The 20,816-nt window shown below is 28.6% G+C and carries 26 protein-coding genes; 18 read left to right on the top strand and 8 right to left on the bottom strand.

All coding sequences use genetic code 11. The features are described 5' to 3' along the window. Positions 1 to 33 precede the first annotated feature (33 nt). The 4 genes from CP960_RS02625 to CP960_RS02610 all read left to right on the top strand — a co-directional run bounded on the left by CP960_RS02625 (position 34) and on the right by CP960_RS02610 (position 3,338). A complete protein-coding gene (locus tag CP960_RS02625) occupies positions 34 to 1,248 on the top strand; it encodes an ammonium transporter family protein (protein ID WP_101183681.1) in 1,215 nt (404 codons plus the stop codon). An 18-nt stretch (positions 1,249 to 1,266) separates the two neighbouring features. Next, positions 1,267 to 1,605, top strand: coding sequence for a P-II family nitrogen regulator (locus CP960_RS02620; protein WP_101183680.1), 339 nt, complete (start codon positions 1,267 to 1,269; stop codon positions 1,603 to 1,605). A 122-nt stretch (positions 1,606 to 1,727) separates the two neighbouring features. Beyond that, on the top strand, positions 1,728 to 2,915 hold the full coding sequence (locus CP960_RS02615; protein ID WP_101183679.1) for an ammonium transporter family protein: 1,188 nt from the start codon (positions 1,728 to 1,730) through the stop codon (positions 2,913 to 2,915). A gap of 84 nt (positions 2,916 to 2,999) precedes the next feature. Next, entirely contained in the window at positions 3,000 to 3,338 is a 339-nt protein-coding gene (locus CP960_RS02610) for a P-II family nitrogen regulator (protein WP_101183678.1), read from the top strand. Between the two features lie 36 nt (positions 3,339 to 3,374). Here the strand turns inward: CP960_RS02610 and fliM are convergent, their stop codons facing one another. Together fliM and CP960_RS02600 are read right to left on the bottom strand one after the other, a co-directional pair. After that, on the bottom strand, positions 3,375 to 4,472 hold the full coding sequence (gene fliM / locus CP960_RS02605; protein ID WP_101183677.1) for a flagellar motor switch protein FliM: 1,098 nt from the start codon (positions 4,470 to 4,472) through the stop codon (positions 3,375 to 3,377). Between the two features lie 2 nt (positions 4,473 to 4,474). After that, positions 4,475 to 5,530 (bottom strand): flagellar basal body P-ring protein FlgI, encoded by a 1,056-nt coding sequence (locus tag CP960_RS02600; RefSeq protein ID WP_228151984.1) that lies wholly within the window; start codon positions 5,528 to 5,530, stop codon positions 4,475 to 4,477. A 90-nt stretch (positions 5,531 to 5,620) separates the two neighbouring features. Between CP960_RS02600 and CP960_RS02595 the strand changes: the two genes are divergently transcribed. The 11 genes from CP960_RS02595 (at position 5,621) to CP960_RS02545 (ending at position 13,567) form a co-directional block, all read left to right on the top strand. Next, positions 5,621 to 6,721: a hypothetical protein gene (locus CP960_RS02595; protein WP_101183676.1), complete on the top strand. Its 1,101-nt coding sequence runs from the start codon at positions 5,621 to 5,623 to the stop codon at positions 6,719 to 6,721. A gap of 8 nt (positions 6,722 to 6,729) precedes the next feature. Continuing rightward, positions 6,730 to 6,990, top strand: coding sequence for a flagellar biosynthetic protein FliQ (locus CP960_RS02590; RefSeq protein ID WP_101183707.1), 261 nt, complete (start codon positions 6,730 to 6,732; stop codon positions 6,988 to 6,990). Positions 6,991 to 6,992: 2 nt separating this feature from the next. Beyond that, a complete protein-coding gene (locus CP960_RS02585; RefSeq protein ID WP_101183675.1) occupies positions 6,993 to 7,397 on the top strand; it encodes a hypothetical protein in 405 nt (134 codons plus the stop codon). Between the two features lie 10 nt (positions 7,398 to 7,407). Next, entirely contained in the window at positions 7,408 to 7,896 is a 489-nt protein-coding gene (locus CP960_RS02580; RefSeq protein WP_409454875.1) for a MotE family protein, read from the top strand. A gap of 2 nt (positions 7,897 to 7,898) precedes the next feature. Beyond that, complete coding sequence (locus CP960_RS02575; protein ID WP_101183674.1) at positions 7,899 to 8,429, top strand: flagellar basal body-associated FliL family protein; 531 nt, start codon at positions 7,899 to 7,901, stop codon at positions 8,427 to 8,429. An 18-nt stretch (positions 8,430 to 8,447) separates the two neighbouring features. Further along, positions 8,448 to 8,876, top strand: coding sequence for a hypothetical protein (locus CP960_RS02570; protein WP_101183673.1), 429 nt, complete (start codon positions 8,448 to 8,450; stop codon positions 8,874 to 8,876). After that, a complete protein-coding gene (locus CP960_RS02565; RefSeq protein WP_228151981.1) occupies positions 8,866 to 9,582 on the top strand; it encodes a flagellar basal body L-ring protein FlgH in 717 nt (238 codons plus the stop codon). Before CP960_RS02570 ends, CP960_RS02565 begins: the two co-directional genes overlap by 11 nt. A 59-nt stretch (positions 9,583 to 9,641) precedes the next feature. Next, positions 9,642 to 11,492 (top strand): FlgK family flagellar hook-associated protein, encoded by a 1,851-nt coding sequence (locus CP960_RS02560; RefSeq protein WP_101183671.1) that lies wholly within the window; start codon positions 9,642 to 9,644, stop codon positions 11,490 to 11,492. Between the two features lie 15 nt (positions 11,493 to 11,507). After that, positions 11,508 to 12,866, top strand: a complete 1,359-nt coding sequence (gene fliD / locus CP960_RS02555; protein ID WP_101183670.1) for a flagellar filament capping protein FliD — start codon at positions 11,508 to 11,510, stop codon at positions 12,864 to 12,866. A gap of 96 nt (positions 12,867 to 12,962) precedes the next feature. Then, entirely contained in the window at positions 12,963 to 13,319 is a 357-nt protein-coding gene (fliS, locus tag CP960_RS02550) for a flagellar export chaperone FliS (RefSeq protein ID WP_101183669.1), read from the top strand. Then, complete coding sequence (locus CP960_RS02545) at positions 13,295 to 13,567, top strand: hypothetical protein (protein WP_101183668.1); 273 nt, start codon at positions 13,295 to 13,297, stop codon at positions 13,565 to 13,567. The genes fliS and CP960_RS02545 overlap by 25 nt, the downstream gene beginning before the upstream one ends. Here CP960_RS02545 and tilS read toward each other — a convergent pair. After that, entirely contained in the window at positions 13,554 to 14,543 is a 990-nt protein-coding gene (gene tilS / locus CP960_RS02540; RefSeq protein ID WP_101183667.1) for a tRNA lysidine(34) synthetase TilS, read from the bottom strand. The genes CP960_RS02545 and tilS overlap by 14 nt on opposite strands. Next, entirely contained in the window at positions 14,534 to 15,877 is a 1,344-nt protein-coding gene (gene rimO / locus CP960_RS02535; RefSeq protein ID WP_101183666.1) for a 30S ribosomal protein S12 methylthiotransferase RimO, read from the bottom strand. The genes tilS and rimO overlap by 10 nt, the downstream gene beginning before the upstream one ends. Before the next feature lie 328 nt (positions 15,878 to 16,205). On the opposite strand from rimO, the gene CP960_RS02530 reads away from it, so the two are divergent. Further along, a complete protein-coding gene (locus CP960_RS02530) occupies positions 16,206 to 16,607 on the top strand; it encodes a response regulator (protein WP_101183665.1) in 402 nt (133 codons plus the stop codon). A gap of 31 nt (positions 16,608 to 16,638) precedes the next feature. Here the strand turns inward: CP960_RS02530 and panC are convergent, their stop codons facing one another. Further along, on the bottom strand, positions 16,639 to 17,457 hold the full coding sequence (gene panC / locus CP960_RS02525) for a pantoate--beta-alanine ligase (protein ID WP_101183705.1): 819 nt from the start codon (positions 17,455 to 17,457) through the stop codon (positions 16,639 to 16,641). 10 nt (positions 17,458 to 17,467) lie between these two features. Then, positions 17,468 to 18,427 (bottom strand): ABC transporter permease, encoded by a 960-nt coding sequence (locus CP960_RS02520; RefSeq protein ID WP_101183664.1) that lies wholly within the window; start codon positions 18,425 to 18,427, stop codon positions 17,468 to 17,470. Between the two features lie 30 nt (positions 18,428 to 18,457). On the opposite strand from CP960_RS02520, the gene acpS reads away from it, so the two are divergent. Further along, the gene (acpS, locus tag CP960_RS02515; RefSeq protein ID WP_101183663.1) at positions 18,458 to 18,808 is read left to right on the top strand and encodes a holo-ACP synthase; all 351 of its coding nucleotides are present in this window, start codon (positions 18,458 to 18,460) and stop codon (positions 18,806 to 18,808) included. Between the two features lie 4 nt (positions 18,809 to 18,812). Here acpS and ruvX read toward each other — a convergent pair whose 3' ends face one another. Both ruvX and CP960_RS02505 read right to left on the bottom strand, forming a co-directional pair. Beyond that, a complete protein-coding gene (gene ruvX, locus CP960_RS02510; RefSeq protein WP_101183662.1) occupies positions 18,813 to 19,196 on the bottom strand; it encodes a Holliday junction resolvase RuvX in 384 nt (127 codons plus the stop codon). Further along, positions 19,193 to 20,104, bottom strand: a complete 912-nt coding sequence (locus tag CP960_RS02505) for a methylenetetrahydrofolate reductase (RefSeq protein WP_101183661.1) — start codon at positions 20,102 to 20,104, stop codon at positions 19,193 to 19,195. The genes ruvX and CP960_RS02505 overlap by 4 nt, the downstream gene beginning before the upstream one ends. Positions 20,105 to 20,155: 51 nt before the next feature. On the opposite strand from CP960_RS02505, the gene serB reads away from it, so the two are divergent. Then, on the top strand, positions 20,156 to 20,806 hold the full coding sequence (gene serB / locus CP960_RS02500) for a phosphoserine phosphatase SerB (protein WP_228151987.1): 651 nt from the start codon (positions 20,156 to 20,158) through the stop codon (positions 20,804 to 20,806). The last annotated feature ends 10 nt before the right edge of the window (positions 20,807 to 20,816 follow it).

The following is a 20,816-nucleotide window of genomic DNA, read 5'->3' as shown; positions in this document are numbered from 1 at the left end:
TATACTGATAGCATAAAAACCAAAAGGAGACTTATGGAAAATTTTGCAGATGTAAAATATATATTAGACGGGTTCTTGTTTGTATTTGCAGGAATTCTTGTTATGTGGATGGCAGCGGGTTTTGCTATGTTAGAGGCTGGTCTTACAAGAACAAAAAATAATGCAACAGTACTTACAAAAAATATTGCGTTATTTGCAATATCTTGCATTATGTTCTATTTTGTAGGATATAACTTTATGTATGGAGAGGGTTCATCATTTATTGGTAGTGGAGCAATGCTTTCAGGTAAAACAAATGAAGCTATGGGATACCCAGTAATGGCAGATTTCTTTTTCCAAGTAGTATTTGTTGCAACAGCAGCATCAGTAATTTCAGGTACGATTGCAGAAAGAATGAAATTATGGCCTTTTTTAATATTTGTAGTTATTTTAAGTGGTGTTATTTATCCTATTCAAGGTCATTGGACTTGGGGTGGAAGTGAATTAGGTGGAGTTTTATCAGGTTTTTCTGATTTTGCTGGTTCAACAATAGTACACTCAGTTGGTGGATGGGCTGCACTTGCTGGAGTTTTAATCCTTGGGGCTAGAAAAGGAAAATATGATAAGAATGGAAATGTAAGACCAATTCCAGGTTCAAATTTAACTTTAGCAACACTTGGTACATTTATTTTATGGATGGGATGGTTTGGATTTAATGGTGGTTCACAACTAGCTTTAGGAAGTAAAGCAGATATTGATGGAATAGCTTTAGTTATTGCTGATACAAATATGGCAGCTTGTGCAGGTGCTATTGCTGCTGCATTATTAACTCAATTTATCTATAAAAAAGTAGATTTAACTATGGTTTTAAATGGTGCATTAGCAGGACTTGTTTCTGTAACAGCAGGTCCAGATTTAGGAATGGTTGTATCTTTTATTGAAGGAATTGTTGGTGGTGCATTAGTAGTAATAGCTGTTCCTTTATGGGATAAATTAAAAATTGATGACCCAGTTGGTGCTCTTTCTGTTCACTTAGTTGCTGGTATATGGGGAACTTTAGCTGTGGGAATTTTTAATCCAGATGTTTCTTTTATAGCACAAGTTAAAGGTGTAGTAGTAATTGGTATCTTCGTATTTGTTACATCATTTATTGTTTGGAAGATTCTTGATTTAGTAATTGGGTTAAGAGTTGATGAAGAGACAGAGGTAAATGGTTTAGATATTCATGAAACAGGATTAGAAGCTTATCCTGAATTTAAAAGAGCCTAAAAAGTAAAGGATTAAATGATGAAAAAAATAGAAGCAATTATTAAACCTTTCAAACTAGATGATGTTAAAGAGGCATTAGTTGATATAGGTATTACAGGTATGACAGTTTCTGATGTAAAAGGTTATGGAAGACAACAAGGTCATTCTGAACTATATAGAGGTGCAGAGTACATTGTAGATTTTCTTGCAAAAGTAAAAGTTGAAGTAGTTGTAAATGATGAAAATGTTGATGAAACAATAAAAGCAATTATTGAAGCTGCTAAAACAGGAAAGATTGGTGATGGTAAAATTTTTGTTACACCCTTAGATGAGGTTGTAAGAATTAGAACAGAACAAAGAGGTTCTGAAGCAGTATAATAAAAAGGGGCAACTTATGCCTCTTTTTAAACAATTGTATAAAATATATACAAAAAAAATAGCTCTACTTTTAAATTTCTTATTATAATTGTTCTAATAAAAATCATTGAGAGGACAATATAATGGAACTTGAATCAATTCCTTATGTACTAGATACTTTTTTTGCAATTTTTGCAATGGTATTAATTATCTTTATGGTTCCTGGTTTTGCTATGCTTGAAGCAGGACTTGTAAGAACTAAGAATGTTACAGCAGTATTAACAATTAATACTTTAATTTATGCAGTTGCTTCTTTGGCATTTTTACTATTTGGCTATTCAATAGCATTTGGTGATTTTGGAAGTGATAGTATGAGTAAATGGGCAGCTTTTTTATTTCAAATGGCATTTGTTGGAAAAGTTATCAATATTATGAGTGGTGGAGTTAGTGAAAGAGCAAAGGTTATTCCTTTAGCCTTTTTTACTGTTATTATGGCATCAGTTATATACCCTTTAGTAGTTAATATTACATGGGGAGCAAACTTTTTAGAAGGAACAATATTAAATTTAAGTATGTATGATTTAGCTGGTTCAACTGTAATTCATAGTACAGGAGGATGGGCACTTCTTGCAGCAATTTTAATCATTGGAAATAGAAAAGGAAGATACCCAAAAACAGGAGGAGTTAGAGTAATTCCAGCTTCAAATATTCCTTTAGTAACTTTAGGGGCTCTTTTATTATGGATTGGATGGTTTGGATTTAATGGTGGAAGTGTTGGTTCAATCTCTAGTAAAGAGAGTGCTAATGCAGTTGCTCTTACTATAATGAATACAAATACAGCAGGTTTAGCAGGAGCTATAATGGTTTCTATAATTATGTATATAAAGTATTCAAAACTAGATTTGACTATGATATTAAATGGTGCTTTAGGAGGGCTAGTAGCAATTACAGCTGGACCTGATTTATATAATATTTATGTGCCTATATTAATTGGAGCAATTGGCGGTGCATTAGTTGTATTTGCAGTATCTTTTTTTGATAAATTAAGAATTGATGACCCAGTTGGTGCTTTATCTGTTCATTTAGTAAATGGAGTTTGGGGAACATTAGCTGTTGGTATTTTTGCAAGTAATGGCGAAAGTATAACTTTTTTAGGACAATTAAAAGGTGTAGTTGTTATAGGAGTTTTCGCTTTTGTAATCTCTTATATTGTTTTATTTTTTTTAAATAAAATAGTAGAATTAAGAGCACATAGTGATGAAGAGATGCAAGGATTAGATGTTGAAGAGTGTGGACTTGAAGCATATCCTGAATTTAAAAGAGCTTTTTAATATCCTTTAGGATATTGAAAGTTTAAGATAATTTTAATTTAAACAATTTTTGTTAAAATATTAGAACTAAAAAAAGGAATAATAGTGAAAAAAATAGAAGCAATAATTAAACCATTTAAGTTAGAAGATGTTAAAGATGCACTAAGTGAAGCTGGAATCACTGGTATGACAGTTTCTGATGTAAAAGGTTATGGAAGACAACAAGGTCATTCTGAACTATATAGAGGTGCAGAGTATGTTGTAGATTTTCTACCAAAAATAAAATTAGAACTAATTGTTGCTGAAGATGAAGTAGATAATACAATTTCAATTATAACAGAGTCAGCAAAAACAGGAAAAATTGGTGATGGTAAAATTTTTGTTAGTACAATTGAAAAAGTTGTAAGAATTAGAACAGGTGAAGAAGACGAAGACGCAATTTAAATCTATATTAATTTAGAAGTAAGTATTTCTTACTTCTTAAAAAATACCTTTTTCTGCAAGAAGACGTTTGATATTTGCATTTGTCTCTTTTGCTTTTTTCTCTCTTTCTTCTCTCATAACTCTTAAAATATCAAGAGTTTCTTGTTTTTCATGGTCAATATTTGATTCAATTTGTACAGCTTTTCTATTATTAGAAATTCCCGATAAACCAACAAATTTCTCTTTATTATTAATATATAGTTTTGAAGATGATGAAGTTGCATTTTTATTAAATACAATTACATCTCCTTTTTTAAGATTTAGTATATCTTCAACATTCATTTCTGTTTCTGCCATAATAGCTTGAATATGCATTTTTGCACCAGAAATAAGAGTTGTAATATCTCTTTTTCTACTAATTTTTCTATTTTTACCTTCTGAGAAAATTCTTTCAACAATTTTGTTTAATAGTTGCTCGATATAAGAAATAGGATAACAAATAGATAAAAATCCAGACTCTTCATCAATTGTAATTTCTAATACAACAAGTAAAACTATCTCATGGTCTGAGATAATTTGAATTGCATTTGCATTTGTATCTCTTGATTCTATTTTGAAATTTAAAGTTGTCACTTCATCCCATGCTCTATACATATGTTTTACAAACATTTTATAAAAATGGTCAAATATTTCTACTTCAATTTCTGTTAATTCTCTATCTAAATTGTCACTTGCTGCAACAGCACCACTACCTAAAAGTTCGGCAATAATTTTATGTGAAATTCCAGGGTTACACTCAATTACTATTCTTCCTTCAAGAGGTTTAATCGATAATGTATTAAGAGATGTTAATTGAGGAATAGAAAGAATAAACTCACCATAAGTCATTTGTTCAATTGAGTAAAGTTTAATATCAACAATTTTTCTAAGCATTGCTGAAAGGTCAGTAATTAAATCCCTTAACATCTTATCGTGTAGAGTTGAGAAGGCTTTAAACTGTTCATTTGATATTCTATTTGGTTTTTTAAAATCGTAAATTGAGTAATTTTTTTCTTTAGATATGGGTTTTTCTTCGACAGTTGTGTCGATATCTTCACCCTGTTCGGCAATATCTAAAAGAGCATCAATTTCATCTTGACTTAAAAATTCAGCCATTCTTATCCTCTTATTTCAACTTCAGCATTAATTGAACCTAAATCTTTAATAAGTTTTATAGTTTCAATTATATCTGTTATAGGTAATTTCATTACTTTCATTGCTCTCATTAGGTCTGAAACCGTTGGAGCACTCTTTGTATTTATTAGTGCATTATCTATATTAACTTCAGCTGGATTATTACCAACTTTTACATCATCACCTATATCAACACCTCTATTTACAGCTCTATCATTCCACTCTTCTTCATTTAAAGCTGATTTTTTTACCCTTAAAGTGAAGTTATCTCTAGTAACAGTAACGGGGTCAATTTTTATATCTGCACCTGCAATAATAATCTCTCTATTCATATCAATGATGATTTTTTTCTTAAAGCTATCATCAAGTTGAATATTTTGAACAATTGATAAAAATTTTACAATAGACATAGTTGGAGGCTTTTTTATTTTTATTGTTCTTGTATCTATGGCTCTTGCAAGTCTTTTACCAAATCTTTCATTTACTTTTCTTTCAATTATATCTGCATGTTTTGCACTGTTTTTAAATAGACTTAGTGTTATCTCTTCTTCATCGCCAAGTTTAAAATCAACTTCATTCTCAATTGTAGCACCATTATATATAAAACCTGTTGTTAAGTTTTTTAAATCAGCTACAACTGTTCCTTGACCTAAAGCATAAACATTACCATCAACACCTTTTAATTGTGTTAAAAGTAGTTGTCCATGATCAATAGATTTTGCATCACCAATTGCTGAAACTTTTATTTTGATTTTATCACCTTGTCTAGCAAAAGGAGGAAGTTTTGCAGTTACCATGACAGCTGCAATATTTTTTGATTTTATTGAAGATGTTGGGATTTTTATATATGAGTTTCTAAGAAGATTTTGTAGTGATTGCATTGTAAATTGACTTTTATCACCTGTTCCTGCAAGACCTACAACTAATCCATATCCAATTAACTGGTTATCTCTAATACCCACCACATTTGAAATATCTTTAATTGTTTGTGCAAAAATTGATGATGTTAATAATAAAATAATAGCTAATATACTTCTCAATGAAACACCCTTTTACAATTTCATTTAATTTTATCTAAAATTTTATAAAATAAAGGTATAATCTACATAAAAATTATTTTAGGGCATTTTTTGAATATATATATTTATGGAAACGAAGACTTTAAAGAAGAAATAAATAATCTTCTAGAACATGCCAATGTTAAATTTAGACTCGATAAAAATAGTTCTGTAATAGAATTAAATGAGTTGGATGACTTAAAAGATGCAATTGAAGAGAATCCAGAAGATATCTATTTAATTGATGATTCAAAAATAATAAAGAAAAAATCAATAAATTCAAAATTTAAGTTTTTAAGACCTAAAGATGGTATTGAACAAGAGTATTTACTTGACCATGGAATAGGAGATATGTCTGTTGATTCTTTAGATGAATTAACTACGCATATCTTAAACAAACTTGATAATTCACAAAATAATGTTATTGAAGATGGAGTAGAAGAGTCAATTAGAGATATAGTTGATGAAGCATATGAAGAGAGTGATGAATCTTATGACACAGAGTTAGATGATGAATTAAGCTCTTTACTTACTCATATTGACCCAAATGAAGATGATGAACAAATGGATGATTTTTTTAATCAAACTCCAAAAATGGAAGATGATGTAATAGCAACTTCTTCAAAAGACTATTTTGATGATTATATAAATGAAGCTCAAGAACCTCAAACATATGAAGATATAAGACCTGAAATTGAGCAACAAGATATAGATTTAAGTGAAGATGAACTAAAAGTTAAAGATAATATTAAAGATGAATTATTAACAGCTTTAGATGAAGAAGAGGCAAAAGAAGTAGATTTAAAAGATCTTGATGAACTGATGAATCTTCCAGATGAAGAGATACAAAGTGATTTAAAAGATGATATAATACCTAAAGATAAAATTGAAGATATAAAAGAGAATATGTCTTTAAAAGGAGAGAATATGGCAAATGAGTTTTCTGAGTTAGATAGTTTAAATGAAAAAGATGTTTTATCAGCACTAGAAGGTTTAACTGATGATATTGAACCTACAAACTCTATGCCTAGTATTGAAGAGGTAAAAAGTGTACCTCAAGAGGATAATGAAACTATAAAATTGGATAGTAATAATGCATCTGATATAGTTGCTTTAATTCAACAACTATTAAATAATAAAACTTTGGAGATTACTGTAAAGATTAAAGACTAAAGATGGAAATGGACTTAATAGGTATTGCTGAAAATACCGTAAAGATTATTTTAATACTTGGAATGCCTTCACTTATTGTAAGTATGGTAATTGGTCTATTGATTTCGATTTTTCAAGCAGTTACACAAGTTTCTGATGCATCATTATCTTTTGTACCTAAAATGATTTTTGTATCAGTATTTGTATTAATATCATTACCTTGGATGGGAGATCATATTAGTACTTATACAAAAGACCTTTGGGATATTATGTTGGTTTTTGGAAAATAGTTATGATAGAAAAACTTTATGATTTAAAAAAGACTCAAATTGATAGAAAGTTAGTTGAAAAAGGTCAACTAATGCAACAAATCGATGCAATTGAAACTGAGCTTACTATTACTCAAACTAAAATAAATACCACTGGAGTTCAACCTCATGGTGCTATTTCAGATTTTGCTATTTTACAGATGCATAAAAATAGTATGAAGCAACATATGTTAAAACTTGAAGCAAAAAAGAAACAGTTAAATAAAAAGCATGAAATAGTTGTACAAGAGTTAATTGAACTGCAAAAACAGAGTGAACAGTTTAATTATATTTTGCAAGAAGAGAGAAAAGAGAAAATAAAATTAGCATTGGCTGCTGAAGAGGAAGCCTCTTCAGAATATATGCAAAGTAAATACATAAGAGGTTAAAGGAGAAGTGTTGCTTAAGATAGTTTTTGCAGTTATCATTTTTACAACATCATTTCTATTTAGTGCAGATGATACAACTTCAAAGTTTATAAAACAAAGAATTGAAATAAGAGAGTTGAAAAAAGAGTTAAATGAGTTTTATAATAAAAAAGAAGCAGAGTATAAACAACGAAAAAAAGAGCTTGAAGATTTACTTTCAAAAATAGAAAAAGAGAAAAAACAGATACAAACTTTAAGAGATCAAAATTTAGAAATATTACAAGACATTAAAGGTGAAGTAAAAACAAAAACAGCGAAAATTTATAATGGTATGAAGCCAAAAGTTTCAGCTGAAATTTTTAATAAAATGATAGATGAAGGAAATATTGAAGATGTATTTGACATTATCTTGAAACTTAAAGAGAAAAAAGTTACTCTAATAATGCGATATTTAAGTGTTAAAAACGCTTCATTATTAACACTAATGTTAAAAGATTATAATAATAAAACAAAGGGATAGGAATGGCAGAAGAAGAGAACGCACCAGCGGAACAAAAAGGCGGAAAAGGTTTAATGATAGTGCTTGTTGCACTAATTATTGTATTGCTACTAGCTGTTGGTGGAATGGCTTATTTTCTTTTTTCAAAAGGTGTTTTATCGGATCAAAATAGTGGTGAAAATGGGCAAGAAAAGACTCAAGAACAAAATGCTGATGGGGAGAGTTTTAAAACTGCAATAAATGATTTGGTTTTAAATATTACTAACTCAAGAGGTAGAGAAAAGTTAATGAAATTGTCATTTACTTTAAAAAGTACAGAGCCAACAATTGAGGCTGTTGTAGAAGAGTATAAACCAGAAATTGTAGATATTGTTATTTCTCAAATTAGTGCAAGAAGTTCTGAAGAGTTATTAACTGTTGGAGGAAAAGCATTACTAAAAGAGGAGTTAATAGATGAGATTAACTCAATATTAAATGAAGTAACTGCATCTAATGAAGATATAAAAAAAGATAGTATCAAAAATTTATACTTCACAACTTTTGTTATTAAGTAACTAAATTAAAGGTAAATAATGATTATTGCAGTAAAAAGAACATCTAAAAAAAGAGTGATTATAAAAGTTATCTCTGTTATTGCAGTAATTGCTATGTTTGTTGCTTATTACTCTCATATGAGTGATAAATTTGCGCAAGAAGAGAAACAAAAAGAGTTAGTACAACTTGAAAATAGTAAGAAAATAAAAGAGCAACAAAGAAAAGCAAAACTTGAAAAACTTATATATAGAGAAGTTGAAAGTGCTGTTGATTTAGTTGGTCAATTAAATGTAAGAAACGTAAAAATTGTATCAAATAGAATACTAATAGTATGTGACCCTGATACTAATATTGATGCTTTAGTAGTAAGGTATGGAACATTAGCATTAGTAAAAAGAACAATAGATGATATAAAAATAGCGATTGATTTAGAGTATATAGTAGAGAGTAAATTTAATGACGAGTAATTATAAAAACATATGTATTGCATTAATGGCCATATTTCTTTTTTCAGCGTGTGCTGCAACAGAAGAGAAGTTGGATTTTTCCAAACCAAAAATGCAAATTCCAAAACCAGTAAAAAAAGTTGAAAAGAAAAAAGGCTCTTTATATACAAGAAAAGGGCCTTCTTTATTTGCAGATAAGAAAGATTTACAAATTGGTGATATTATACAAGTAAGAATTGATGAATCTTTAACATCAGATACAAATAATAAAAGAGAGTTAACAAGAACTGATGAAACAAATTTAGGAGGAGGTCTTTTATCTCCTATGACAGGTAACACTTTGGGTGGAACTGTTGATAAGTATGCAAATAAGTTTAATAGAGTTGCTGGTGTAAATTTTAGTTCACAAAGTAATAGTTCAAATGAGGGAGAAGTTAAGACTTCATTAGATGAGTCTTTTTCTACTACAGTTTCTGTAATTATTGAAGAAACTTATCAAAATGGGAACTACTTTATTAAAGGTAATAAACAATTATTAATTGATGGACAACGCCAAGAATTGATTATTACAGGAGTTATTCGTCCATATGATATTACTCCTGAGAATTCAGTATTGTCTTCTCAGGTTGCAAATTTGAAGATTTTGTATAAAAAAGATGGAGCAGAACAAGATGTGTTAGAAACGCCATGGGGAATCAAACTATTAAGAAAGATATGGCCTTTTTAAACTAAATTTAAGAAATGTAATGTGATAATTAGATAGATTATTACGATAAAGGAGTATTTATGCTAAATTCATTAAATGTGGCCCAATCTGGTTTAGCTGCCTCTAAAGTGGCCGTAGAAAATGTTTCTAATAATATAGCTAATGAAAATACTCCTGGATATAAAAAAAGAGTAATTGACCAATCAGAGCTAGAGCATTCAGATTCAAGATTTTACGGTCGAGGAGTTGAAGCAAGTACTGCTTATAGAATTACATCTATTTATATGTCTCAAAATTTAATTAGAGAAAATACTAGAGAGAACTATTTTATCCAAAAATCTCAAATGCTTGGAAATATAGAAACAGCATTTAAAGAGACAGATGAAAGTGGTTTGTCAAAAGATATTAATAGGTATTTGCAAGCTGTTGAAAACTTAAGAGCAAGTCCAACTTCAGAAATATATAAATCAGATTTGATTACTCATGGTACTTTACTTGTTGAGAATATGCAAACTTTATATTCAGATATTGAAAAAGCTGAAGAACTTACAAAAGAGTCAATGAAAGAGAATATCTCTCAAGTAAATGGAATTTTAAAAGAGATAGGAAAAATCAATCAACAATTAGGTAAAAGTCAAATTGCATCAAATGACTTACTTGATAGAAGAGATCAATTAGAACTAGAACTATCAAAATATGCAGATATAAGCTCTGAAGAGTTTGCAGGAACTTATACTTTAAAAATAGGAGATGTTGTAGCTATTGGTAATAATACAGTAATTAGAGATATTACAGTAGAAGACCAATACTCTCCTCAAAAAGACAGATTTATTAAAGACGATGGAAAAACAAGTTCTATTTTAGATGGTGTTACTTTTGATAATGATGATACAATAACTTATAAACTAAATAATAGTAGTGAAGTTTCTGTGCAGTTTGGAGAGTCTATTGATACAAATGGAGATGGAACGCCAGACTTTACAGTTGATGAAACTAATTATGTAAGAGGATTAGTTCATAAAATTAATAGTGACCCAGAATTATCAAAGACTGTTGTTGCTTATAATGGTACTTATACACAACAAGCAGATGGCTCAAAAACAACTGATGATAGACAAGATAATTTTTTATTGGTTGAAGCAGTTGAACCTGGAGAAGTAGGTAAATTTGAAGGAAGAATTACAGTTACTGAGCAAACAGATGCAAGTGATCCAACAAGTGTAACTTCAAAAAATACTGTTTTTAGAGATGAGTATCAAAGTAATGATGGTGAAAATAGTGTTCAAATTTATGCCTTCGATGCTCCAATTGAGTTAAAATCAGGTGTTTTAAAAGCACAAAGTGAAAACTTAACAACAAGTTCCGCATCAAATAAGTTTACAGTTTATAAAGATAAACTAGATGCATTGGCTCAAACTTTAAGTGATATTACAGATAAGTTTGTAAAAACTGGTGAAACTACTTACATAGAAGGTGGTATTTCAACAGATAGATATACTGGAAATCAAGATGATATTGTAGGAATTAATCTTTTTTCTGGTTCAACAGTTAAAAGTTTACAGTTTAACACAAAAGAAGTAAATAATTTAGATCAAACAAAACTTGATTATTTAGCTACTTTACAATGGAAAAGTGATATTTCTTTTGAAGGTAGAGGACAAGATTTAGCAGGTCCTGAAGCTACTTCTATTTCTGAGTATTTTCAAGAAGTAAGAATTAGTGTATCATCAGATAAAGAGACAAGTGACTTTTTACTTACAACACAAAAAGCAGTAAAACAGTCAGTTCAAAGTAGTTATGATAATTTAGTAAAAGTTGATAAAGATGAAGAGATGTTAAACTTGATAAAGTTTCAGTCTGCTTATACAGCAAATGCTAAAATAGTTACAGTAGTAGATGAAATGTTACAAACTATTTTAGGCCTTAAGTAACAAAAGGAGTTTATTATGGCTGAGGGAATTTTAGGATTAGGGAGTGGACAAGGTTCTGCTTTAAATCAAGAATTAATTGATAAGTTAAAATCAGCAGAAAGAAAAGCTCAAGTTGAACCAATTGAAAAGAGTTTGGAAACTTGGGATTTAGAAAAAGAGAAGTTTGGAGAAATTCAAACAAAATTAAATGAGCTATTAGAAGCTGTAAAACCTTTTGATTTATTTGTTTCTGGTGGTGCAAATGCATTTGAACAAAAAGTTGCTTCAACAACTGGTGATTCAGTTGTATTTGAAGCTCCTGATTCAACGATGTTAACTAATGGTGTAACAACAGTTAATGTTACACAATTAGCACAAAAAGATGTTTTCCAATCAAATAGTATTACAGAAGCTACAAAAAATGCAGCAATTAATGCAGGAGATTTAAAAATTACTGTTGGAGGGGTTACAAGTACTTTTGATACAACTGATAAAACTTATGATGAGTTAGCAAGTGAAATTAAATCAAAAACTGGGATGACAGCCTCTGTTGAACAAGTGGGTAGTGATTCTTATAGGCTTATTATTAAAAGTAGTGAAACAGGATTAGATAACTCTTTAACAATAACTGGAGATGCAAGTCAAACTTTAGGTTATACAACTGATGGAACAACTGTAAATGCATCTAATCACCTATTAAGTGCAAAAAATATGACAGCAACTGTTGATGGGATTGATTATGAAAATGCAACAAATGTATTAACTATTGATGGAGGTTTAAAAGTAACTGCATTAAAATTAGGAGAATCTTCAATCAATATTAATGATGATACAGCTCAAATAAGCACACAAGTAAGTGATTTTATTTCTAAATATAATGAGTTTGTTACAATGATTGATGATGAGCTAGCAAATCAGAATACTCCAATTTCAGATAAATCTGCGTTAAGAGCTTTACAATCAGGAATTAAAGATAAAATATTTGGAACATATGGAGCAGATGATAAATCTCTTTTTAATTACGGTTTTGAAGTTGATAAAGAAGGTAAATTATCACTTGATACCGCAAAATTCCAAGAAGGAATTGAAAATGATTTTAATGGCTTAAAAGATCTTTTTATTGGTAAAGCTGAAGCAAAAGGTTTAGGAACTCAACTAAAAGAGTATTTAACTGATTCTACACTTTCAAGTGGATTAGTAGGTAGATATGAGACTTATTTAGATGAAAGAAAAGAGACTTTAACAGAAGATAAAGAAAAAGCTGTTGAGAGTTTAGACAGTAAATATAGACAATTGTCTTTACAATTTGCTGAGTATGGTGCAATAATTACACAAATGGAAGCTTCTTTTGCTGGACTTAAGCAAATGATACTTCAATCTACTGCTCAAAATTAGTAGGTGAATTTTTCACCTGCTAATTTTTCATAACTTCTTTTAAGTTAATATATAATATACTAAAATCTCAAAGAACTATACTTTTGGAGTTATTTAATGGGAATTGAAGCATACCAACAACAAAATGCTGTATCAGATGATCCTTATGTATTGATACTTAAACTTTATGAGGGATTATTAAAATATTTATCTTTTGTAAAAAGTGCAATGGAAAATGGTGATGTAGAGCAAAAATTTACATACATAAATAAATCAATTGCAATTTTTGACGAATTAAGAAATGTATTGGATTTTGATGGTGGTGACGTTGCATACTACTTAGATGGATTATATCTATATCAAATAGAGACACTATTTTCAGCTGGTATTGATGATAATATTAACTCTATAAATCAGGTTATGAAAGTAACTCAAGGTTTGATTGACGCATGGAAAGACGAGACTGGTCTTTAAAAGCCTTAAGTGAGTTAGTCTATATTGACTCACTTGAATCTTATGATAAAGCACAAGCTTTAGTAAGATGGAATAATGATTATTTAACTTCTAATGATATTACTGATTTTGACTTACCTTTACAGGATTTAGAAAAACTTTCCGAACTATTTTTTAAAAATATAAATTTTTTAAAAGAGTATAAAAAACAAACACAAGATGAGTTAAAAAATACCCAAAAGTTAAAAGAGTTTGCTAAGAATAAATAGCTTTAACAATCTCTTTTTCATCTATTTTTCTATTAAAAATATATGCCCTTGCTAATTTTGGTATTTTATTGATTCTACAAAATTCTTTAAATTTTTTATTCATGGTTTTTATAACATAAGGACAAATCCAAATAAACTCTTCATTTATACATACTGCAACTTGATTTGAGATTACAGTTTGTTGTTGTTTTATTATTTCATCTCTTTGAGCTTTTGAAAGTAAAAAACCCTCTTTTTTTAGATGTTTATCAATTACTTTAATATTTAAGTTTTCATCGTGTAAGTTTTTAAAAATAGTAAGACTTTTTTCTTTAAATATTGGTGTATAGTTTATATTTAATGACTTTAAGTCTTTTTGTAAAAAATCAAAACTTTTTGATACTCCATTTTCAAACTCATCTAAAAATCTATTTGAAAATTCGTGTCTAAAATAATTTCTTTTATATTTTTCTTCAAAGTTTGATTTATCAATAAAGTATTTGATGTTATTTTGTTTTAGATATGCCTCTAAACTATTTTTTGTTATGTGTAGTAAGGGTCTTACAATTTTATAATTCTCTTTATCTATATACTCTTGTAGTCCAAGAAGTTCAACTAATCCTGCACCCTTTGATAGTTGCATTAAAAACCACTCTAATTTATCGTTTAGTTGATGAGCAGTAATTAAGTTTTCATAGTTGTTATTTTTAATAATCTCTTCAAAAAAAGCATATCTAATATCTCTTGCTTTTTTTTCTATATTACTACCTTCTAAAGTAAGCTCTTTTATAAAAATCTCTTTTTTGTATTTAGTAGCAAGTGCTTTTGCATAAGCTAACTCTTCTTTAGATTCTTCTCTTAAATTGTAGTTTACTATTGCAATATCAAACTCAATATTATTCTCTTTTAAAAGAAAAAATAAAGCAGTAGAATCAACACCTGCTGAAAAAGCTAATAAATTCTTTTTTGATTCTAATTCATTTAAACTTAGACGCATTTTTCTACTACTGTTGCAAGAATTTTATCTCCTGCAAGCTCTGTTGTTTTTACTTTATATATTTTCCCAAACTCTATTTGTTCATCTAATTCATTATCATTTATAAAAATCTCTCCATCTATATCAGGAGCCCAAATAGTTTTTCTTGCACTAAGTAGATATTCATGCTCATCACTCTCTCCATCGATATAAACTTCAAACTCTTTACCTATTTCATTTTCTAAAGATTCAAAAGTTGTATTTGTAATAATCTCTCCTAACTCTTGAGCTCTTGTATCAATTACATTTTGTTGCAGTTTATCTTTACTTTTACAAGCTGTTGTTCCTTCTTCATCTGAATAAGAAAAAACATTTGCTCTATCAAATTTAAACTCTTCTACATAATTACAAAGTTCATTAAAATCTTCTTGTGTTTCTCCTGGGTGACCTGCTATAAATGTAGTTCTTACAAAAGAGTTTGGTTTTGATTTCATATAAGACATAAGCTCTCTTAATTTTTCTACACCTTTACCTCTTTTCATAATCTTTAACATAGAAGCACTAATATGTTGTAAAGGCATATCAAAATAGTTTACAAATACTTTAGATTCAGCAATTTTATCAATTAACTCTAGTGATGTAGTAGATGGATATAGATATAAGATTCTAGCTGTTTTTATCCCTTCTATTTTTTCAATTTCATTGATTAAATCAATTAAGCCATCTTTATGCCCTAAATCTCTTAAAAAAGATGATGAATCTTGAGATACAAAAGAGAAATCCACATAACCTTTGTTTACTAATGCTTTAACCTCTTTTACAAGTGATTGTAAAGTTCTTGAATGTAATTTTCCTTTAAAACTAGGAATTGCACAAAATGAACAGGCTTGATTACAACCTTCACTTAATTTTACATATGCATGGTAACTTGAACCTGTAATTACTCTTTCATTTGTATCGTTTGCTAAGAATACTTCATCTTTAAAATTTGATTGTTTTTGTTGTACTAATTCATCTATTCTATCATAGTCTCCAACACCTGTAAAAACATCAATTTCAGGTAACTCTTTTTGAAGCTCCTCTTTATATCTTTCACTTAAACAACCAGCCATAACTAATACTGAATCTTTTTTTCTTTGTTCATGAAGATTTAAGATTGTATTTATACTCTCTTCTTTTGCACTATCAATAAATCCACATGTGTTTACAATTATAACATCAGCTTTATCATTATCATTTGTTAGTTTATATTCATTTAGTTTTCCAAGCATAACCTCTGAGTCAACAAGATTTTTTGTACAGCCTAGACTTACTAAGTGTAAAGTTTTTGTGGGTTTTGTTTCGCTAAATTTCATTATTTTTTATCTTTGTTTAATTTTTTGCGAATTTTAGCATAATCTTAATTTTTTGTAAATATTAAAGTATCAAGTTGTTTTTAGTACTTTTAGATAAAATAGTATATAAGTAATTAAAAATATACTTATAAGCAAAGAATAAATTCTACTGCTTAAGGTAAATAATATATAATACACTTTTAAAATAGTTTAAAATAAATAATAAACAAAAGAGTTATCTTTTCATTGTTTTTTATAATAACTATTTCTTTACAGCTTGTAATAATAAAGCTATTTAAAATGAATCTATTAAAGTAAACGTTTCATTTAAAAATTAAGAGGATAAAAAATGAGTAGAGCGAATTTAAAAATTCTTTATGTAGATGATAGTACAACTATATTAGATATGTTATCTAGTTCATTAATTGAATTAGGTTATCTTGATACAAAATCAGCAGAAGATGGAGTAGAAGCTTTAGCTCTTTGTGAAGAAGAAGAGTTTGATTTTATTATTACAGATATTAATATGCCAAAAATGAATGGATTTGAGTTTATAGAGAATCTAAGAAATAAATATAATTATATGAGTACACCTATTTTAGTATTGACAACTGAGAGTAGTGATGAGATGAAAGAGAAGGGTTATCAAGTTGGAGCAACTTCTTGGATGGTAAAACCTTTTACTACAACTCTTTTAGGTGCTTCTATTGAAAAAACAATTGAGAAGACTGAACAAATAGATGATTTTTAAAAGGTGTACTTTTTAAGTACACCTTTTAAAATTAAAGCCAAATATTATCAAGAAGCCTTGTGTTTCCAAATCTTGCAACTACTAATATTATTGTATTTTTTAATTCAACCTCTTCAATTTGATTAAAATTTCTATTTACAATAGCTATGTACTCAACTTCTAAATTTTTCATTATCTCATACATTTTTGCTTTTAATATAGCTGATTTTTTTTCACCTTTTCCTACAAGTGATGCAGCTTGGTATAGTGATTTTGAAATTAAAAGAGCATCTTTTCTTTGTGTATCATTTAAATATACATTTCTAGAACTAAGAGCTAAGCCATCTTTTTCTCTTACTATTTCGCATGGAACAATATTTATATCTAAAAAAAGATTTTTAACCATTTGTTGAATAAGTGCTAATTGTTGTGCATCTTTTTTACCAAAATATGCATTTGTTGGTTTTGTAAGATTAAACAGTTTTAATACAACTTGTAAAACACCATCAAAGTGTCCAGGTCTACTCTCTCCTTCTAAAATATAGCTTATATTAGGAGCTTTTATCAAAACCTCTTCTTTTTGATACATCGTTGATATTTCAGGCATAAAAACATAATCAACTTTACACATTTCACAAATTTTTTTATCTGCTTCATCTTTTTTAGGATACTTATCTAAATCTTCTCCTGGTAAAAATTGAGTTGGATTTACAAAAATAGATACAATTACTACATCATTTTCTTCTCTTGCTTGCTTAATAAGTGAGATATGTCCATCATGAAGTGCTCCCATTGTTGGAACAAATCCTACACTTAAGTTAATAGTTTTTCTAATCTCTTTTAATTCTTCAATAGTTTTTAAAATTTTCAAATTTTTTCCCTCATTCATTATTATAATTTGGATTTAGTTTTAAAAGAACTAAATCAGCTAAAATATTACCTAGTAGTGTTAAAAAAGCACCAATTATTAATATTCCCATAATTACTGGATAATCATATGCAAGTGCACTTTTATAAAATAAAAGTCCCATACCATCAATAGAAAAGATTGTTTCTAAAATTACACTTCCACCTATAACTGCTGGAAGTGAAAGTCCTAAAAGTGTTATTACTGGTGGATATAGGTTTGGTAAAATATAATATCTTAAAAGCTCTTTTTTACTTAAACCTCTAGCTTTTGCAAAAAAAATATAATCAGATTTTAGTATTTCAATTACAAGTGACCTTACATAAAGTGTTAAGCTTCCAATCCCTGCAAAAACAATTACAAAAATTGGCATAATAAGATGCCATAAGAAATCCAAGTAGTAGTTTAAACTTCCGTCATTTGTGACTGAATGAAGACCTGCAATAGGAAAGAGTTCTAAATTAACAGAAAATACTAGGATTAAAATAAGTGCTAAATAAAAAGAAGGCATAGAAAAACTAAGCAAGGAAAGTTGAGTCGCAAATTTATCAAAAAATTTAGATTTACTAAATGCTGCTTTTATACCAAGATATAATGATAAAATGAAAATAAGTATCATAGAACTAATATTTAATATAAGAGTAATTGGTAATCTTGTTAATATCTCATCTTTTACCATTGTTCCACTTGCAAAAGATATTCCAAAATCTAGTTGTAAAATAGCACTTAACCAAGATAAATATTGTATATATAAAGGTTTGTCAAGACCATAAACAGCCTTTAATTGTTCTATTGATTCTTTTGTGATATTAGGATTTAGTTCTCCACTAGCAAAAAATGAGTTTGGAGCTAAATTAATAGCAAAAAAAGATATAAGACTTATGATAATAAGCATAACAATTAGATATAATAGTTTTTTTAATACAATATTCATAAAAGTATTATACAAAAGATAGGTTTAATTATGATAGGAATTGATATAACTTCGATAAATAGAATAGAGCGAATGTATGAAAAATTTGGAATAAAAGCATATGAAAAATTTTTAAGCCAAAAAGAGATTTTATTAGTAAAAAAAGTTGAAACTGCAGCTGGGTTTTGGGCTGCAAAAGAGGCGGCAAGTAAAGCTTTAGGTACTGGAATTGGGAAAGAGTGCTCTTTTCATGATATAAAAATAAAAAAGAGTAAACTTGGTGCTCCTAAGATAAAATATAAAAAATCTATTAGGAAAAAATTTAAGATAAAAAAATCATATCTTTCAATTACCCATGACCAAGGTTTTGCCATTGCAGTTGTAAATAATATAAAAAAATAGATACTTAAGATTTTTTACTTAAGTATCTTTCTAAAATAATTTTTGCAGCAAGAGAGTCAACTCTTCCATCTCTTTTGTATTTGATTTGACCTTTCATCATATCTTCTGCTTCAATTGAGCTCATATTCTCTTCACAATACTCAATAGGAATATCAATATCAAGAAGACCTACAAAGTGGTTTATTCTTCTTTGCATCTCTTCACTTGCACTAGGAAAACCTACAATAAGTTTATCTATTTCCCACTCTTTTAAAAAAGCTTTAACTTCATTTGCTGCTTGATTTCTATTTTTTCTTAAAATAGCATTTTGTGGTGTTACAATATCAGAAGTAAGATTTATTGCAACACCAATTCTTTTTAATCCTACATCAATACTTGCTAGTTTCAAGATAGTATCTCATCTGCTAAGTCAAATTTATTTGCAGTCATTAAATGGATTTTTGGATGAAGTTTTTTTATGTTATAAAAAAGTTCTTTACTTAATTGCATACCTACTTTATACTCTTCTTCTTCTGAGATTTGATTTGCTAATTCAAGTTTATCTACCCAGTTTTGTGGTACATGGATTCCAGGAACTTGTGCTGATAAAAATAGTGCAGTTCTTAGTTTTGTTATTGGAAAAATTCCAAAAATCAGTTGTGCTTTTTTCTTGTTTCCAACTACATCTTCTTTTGCATTCTCAAAAATTTCTAAAAGTTTTTTTGCATTATTTACATCAAATACAGGTTGAGTAATTATTCCCATTGCTCCATTTTGTATTTTTGTATGCATCTTTTTTTGTAAAGATGTAAAACTTCTTGCATATGAGTTAGTAACTGCAAATGGATAGATTTGTTTTGGTTCTATTTTAAAAGGTCTACCTGCAATATCCATTCCATAGTTAAAGGATTTAATCATTTTTAAAAGCATTGAAGAGTTTGATTCAAATACTCCTTTTGAGTGTGGTTGGTCACTCATTTTAGCAGGGTCTCCTGTAAGTGCTAAAATAGCTCTTACATCAAACTCATTTGCCCCTAATAAATCTGATTGCAATGCAATTTTATTTCTATCTCTCATACTCATCGTTGCAATTACAGGTTTATTAAACTCTTGTTGTAATCTTAAACTTGCAAAGAGTGCATTGTATTTTAATTTTGCAAGTGGATTATCTGTTGCAGAGAATCCATCAACTCTATTTTGAAGATCAAATTTTTTAACTTTTTCTATAATATTATGCATAATTGGTTCATGCTGAGGTGTGGTTTCTAAGGTTAAATATTTGTCTTCTTGTAACTTTTGAATAAGTGTTTCAAACATTAAAAAACTATCCTTTTAGTATATTTTAGATATTATTATACCCTTTAAAGTATAAAAGTATTAAAGCAAACAGGGAAAAATATGAAATTAGCAGTATTTGATTTTGACTCAACACTTATGGATGGAGAGACTATTGATTTTTTAGCAAAACCTTTAGGACTTGAAGAAAAAGTAGCTAAAATCACAGAAGAAGCTATGGCTGGAAGACTTGATTTTTTTGAATCATTAATTCAAAGAGTATCTTTATTAAAAGGGCTTGAGTATAGTAAAGCAGTAGAGATTTGTAAAGATTTACCTTTGATGCCAGGAGCTTATGAAACAGTAAGTGAATTGAAAAAAATGGGCTATAAAGTAATATGTTTTTCAGGTGGATTTAGAATAGGAACATCTCCTGCAAAGGAAAAACTTGGTCTTGATGCAGATTTTTCAAATATTTTACACGAAAAAGATGGAGTTTTAACAGGACTTGTAGGTGGTGATATGATGTTTGGATTTTCTAAAGGTGATATGATTCAAAGAGTGCAAGCGATGCTTGGAGTGTCAATTGAAGATACATTAGTAGCTGGAGATGGAGCAAATGATGTTAGTATGTTTCCATTTGCAGCAAAAAAAGTAGCTTTTTGTGCAAAAGATGTGCTAAAAAAAGAAGCAAATATAATAGTAGATAAAAAAGATTTAACACAAATCTTAGAAAGTATTTAAGGAGAGAGAA

It is taken from the genome of Malaciobacter halophilus (genome assembly GCF_002837275.1).
Lineage (GTDB): Bacteria > Campylobacterota > Campylobacteria > Campylobacterales > Arcobacteraceae > Malaciobacter > Malaciobacter halophilus.
The sequence above is the reverse complement of the archived record's forward strand: the minus strand, read 5'-3'. Positions and strand labels throughout refer to the sequence as shown.

What these genes read in the sequence shown, in the direction of transcription:
- CP960_RS02625 (WP_101183681.1), top strand. Translation starts at nt 34, where the DNA reads ATGGAAAATTTTGCAGATGTAAAATATATATTAGACGGGTTCTTGTTT.
- CP960_RS02620 (WP_101183680.1), top strand. Translation starts at nt 1,267, where the DNA reads ATGAAAAAAATAGAAGCAATTATTAAACCTTTCAAACTAGATGATGTT.
- CP960_RS02615 (WP_101183679.1), top strand. Translation starts at nt 1,728, where the DNA reads ATGGAACTTGAATCAATTCCTTATGTACTAGATACTTTTTTTGCAATT.
- fliM (WP_101183677.1), bottom strand. Translation starts at nt 4,472, where the DNA reads ATGGCTGAATTTTTAAGTCAAGATGAAATTGATGCTCTTTTAGATATT.
- CP960_RS02590 (WP_101183707.1), top strand. Translation starts at nt 6,730, where the DNA reads ATGGACTTAATAGGTATTGCTGAAAATACCGTAAAGATTATTTTAATA.
- CP960_RS02585 (WP_101183675.1), top strand. Translation starts at nt 6,993, where the DNA reads ATGATAGAAAAACTTTATGATTTAAAAAAGACTCAAATTGATAGAAAG.
- CP960_RS02575 (WP_101183674.1), top strand. Translation starts at nt 7,899, where the DNA reads ATGGCAGAAGAAGAGAACGCACCAGCGGAACAAAAAGGCGGAAAAGGT.
- CP960_RS02570 (WP_101183673.1), top strand. Translation starts at nt 8,448, where the DNA reads ATGATTATTGCAGTAAAAAGAACATCTAAAAAAAGAGTGATTATAAAA.
- CP960_RS02565 (WP_228151981.1), top strand. Translation starts at nt 8,866, where the DNA reads ATGACGAGTAATTATAAAAACATATGTATTGCATTAATGGCCATATTT.
- CP960_RS02560 (WP_101183671.1), top strand. Translation starts at nt 9,642, where the DNA reads ATGCTAAATTCATTAAATGTGGCCCAATCTGGTTTAGCTGCCTCTAAA.
- fliD (WP_101183670.1), top strand. Translation starts at nt 11,508, where the DNA reads ATGGCTGAGGGAATTTTAGGATTAGGGAGTGGACAAGGTTCTGCTTTA.
- fliS (WP_101183669.1), top strand. Translation starts at nt 12,963, where the DNA reads ATGGGAATTGAAGCATACCAACAACAAAATGCTGTATCAGATGATCCT.
- CP960_RS02545 (WP_101183668.1), top strand. Translation starts at nt 13,295, where the DNA reads ATGGAAAGACGAGACTGGTCTTTAAAAGCCTTAAGTGAGTTAGTCTAT.
- tilS (WP_101183667.1), bottom strand. Translation starts at nt 14,543, where the DNA reads ATGCGTCTAAGTTTAAATGAATTAGAATCAAAAAAGAATTTATTAGCT.
- rimO (WP_101183666.1), bottom strand. Translation starts at nt 15,877, where the DNA reads ATGAAATTTAGCGAAACAAAACCCACAAAAACTTTACACTTAGTAAGT.
- CP960_RS02530 (WP_101183665.1), top strand. Translation starts at nt 16,206, where the DNA reads ATGAGTAGAGCGAATTTAAAAATTCTTTATGTAGATGATAGTACAACT.
- CP960_RS02520 (WP_101183664.1), bottom strand. Translation starts at nt 18,427, where the DNA reads ATGAATATTGTATTAAAAAAACTATTATATCTAATTGTTATGCTTATT.
- acpS (WP_101183663.1), top strand. Translation starts at nt 18,458, where the DNA reads ATGATAGGAATTGATATAACTTCGATAAATAGAATAGAGCGAATGTAT.
- CP960_RS02505 (WP_101183661.1), bottom strand. Translation starts at nt 20,104, where the DNA reads ATGTTTGAAACACTTATTCAAAAGTTACAAGAAGACAAATATTTAACC.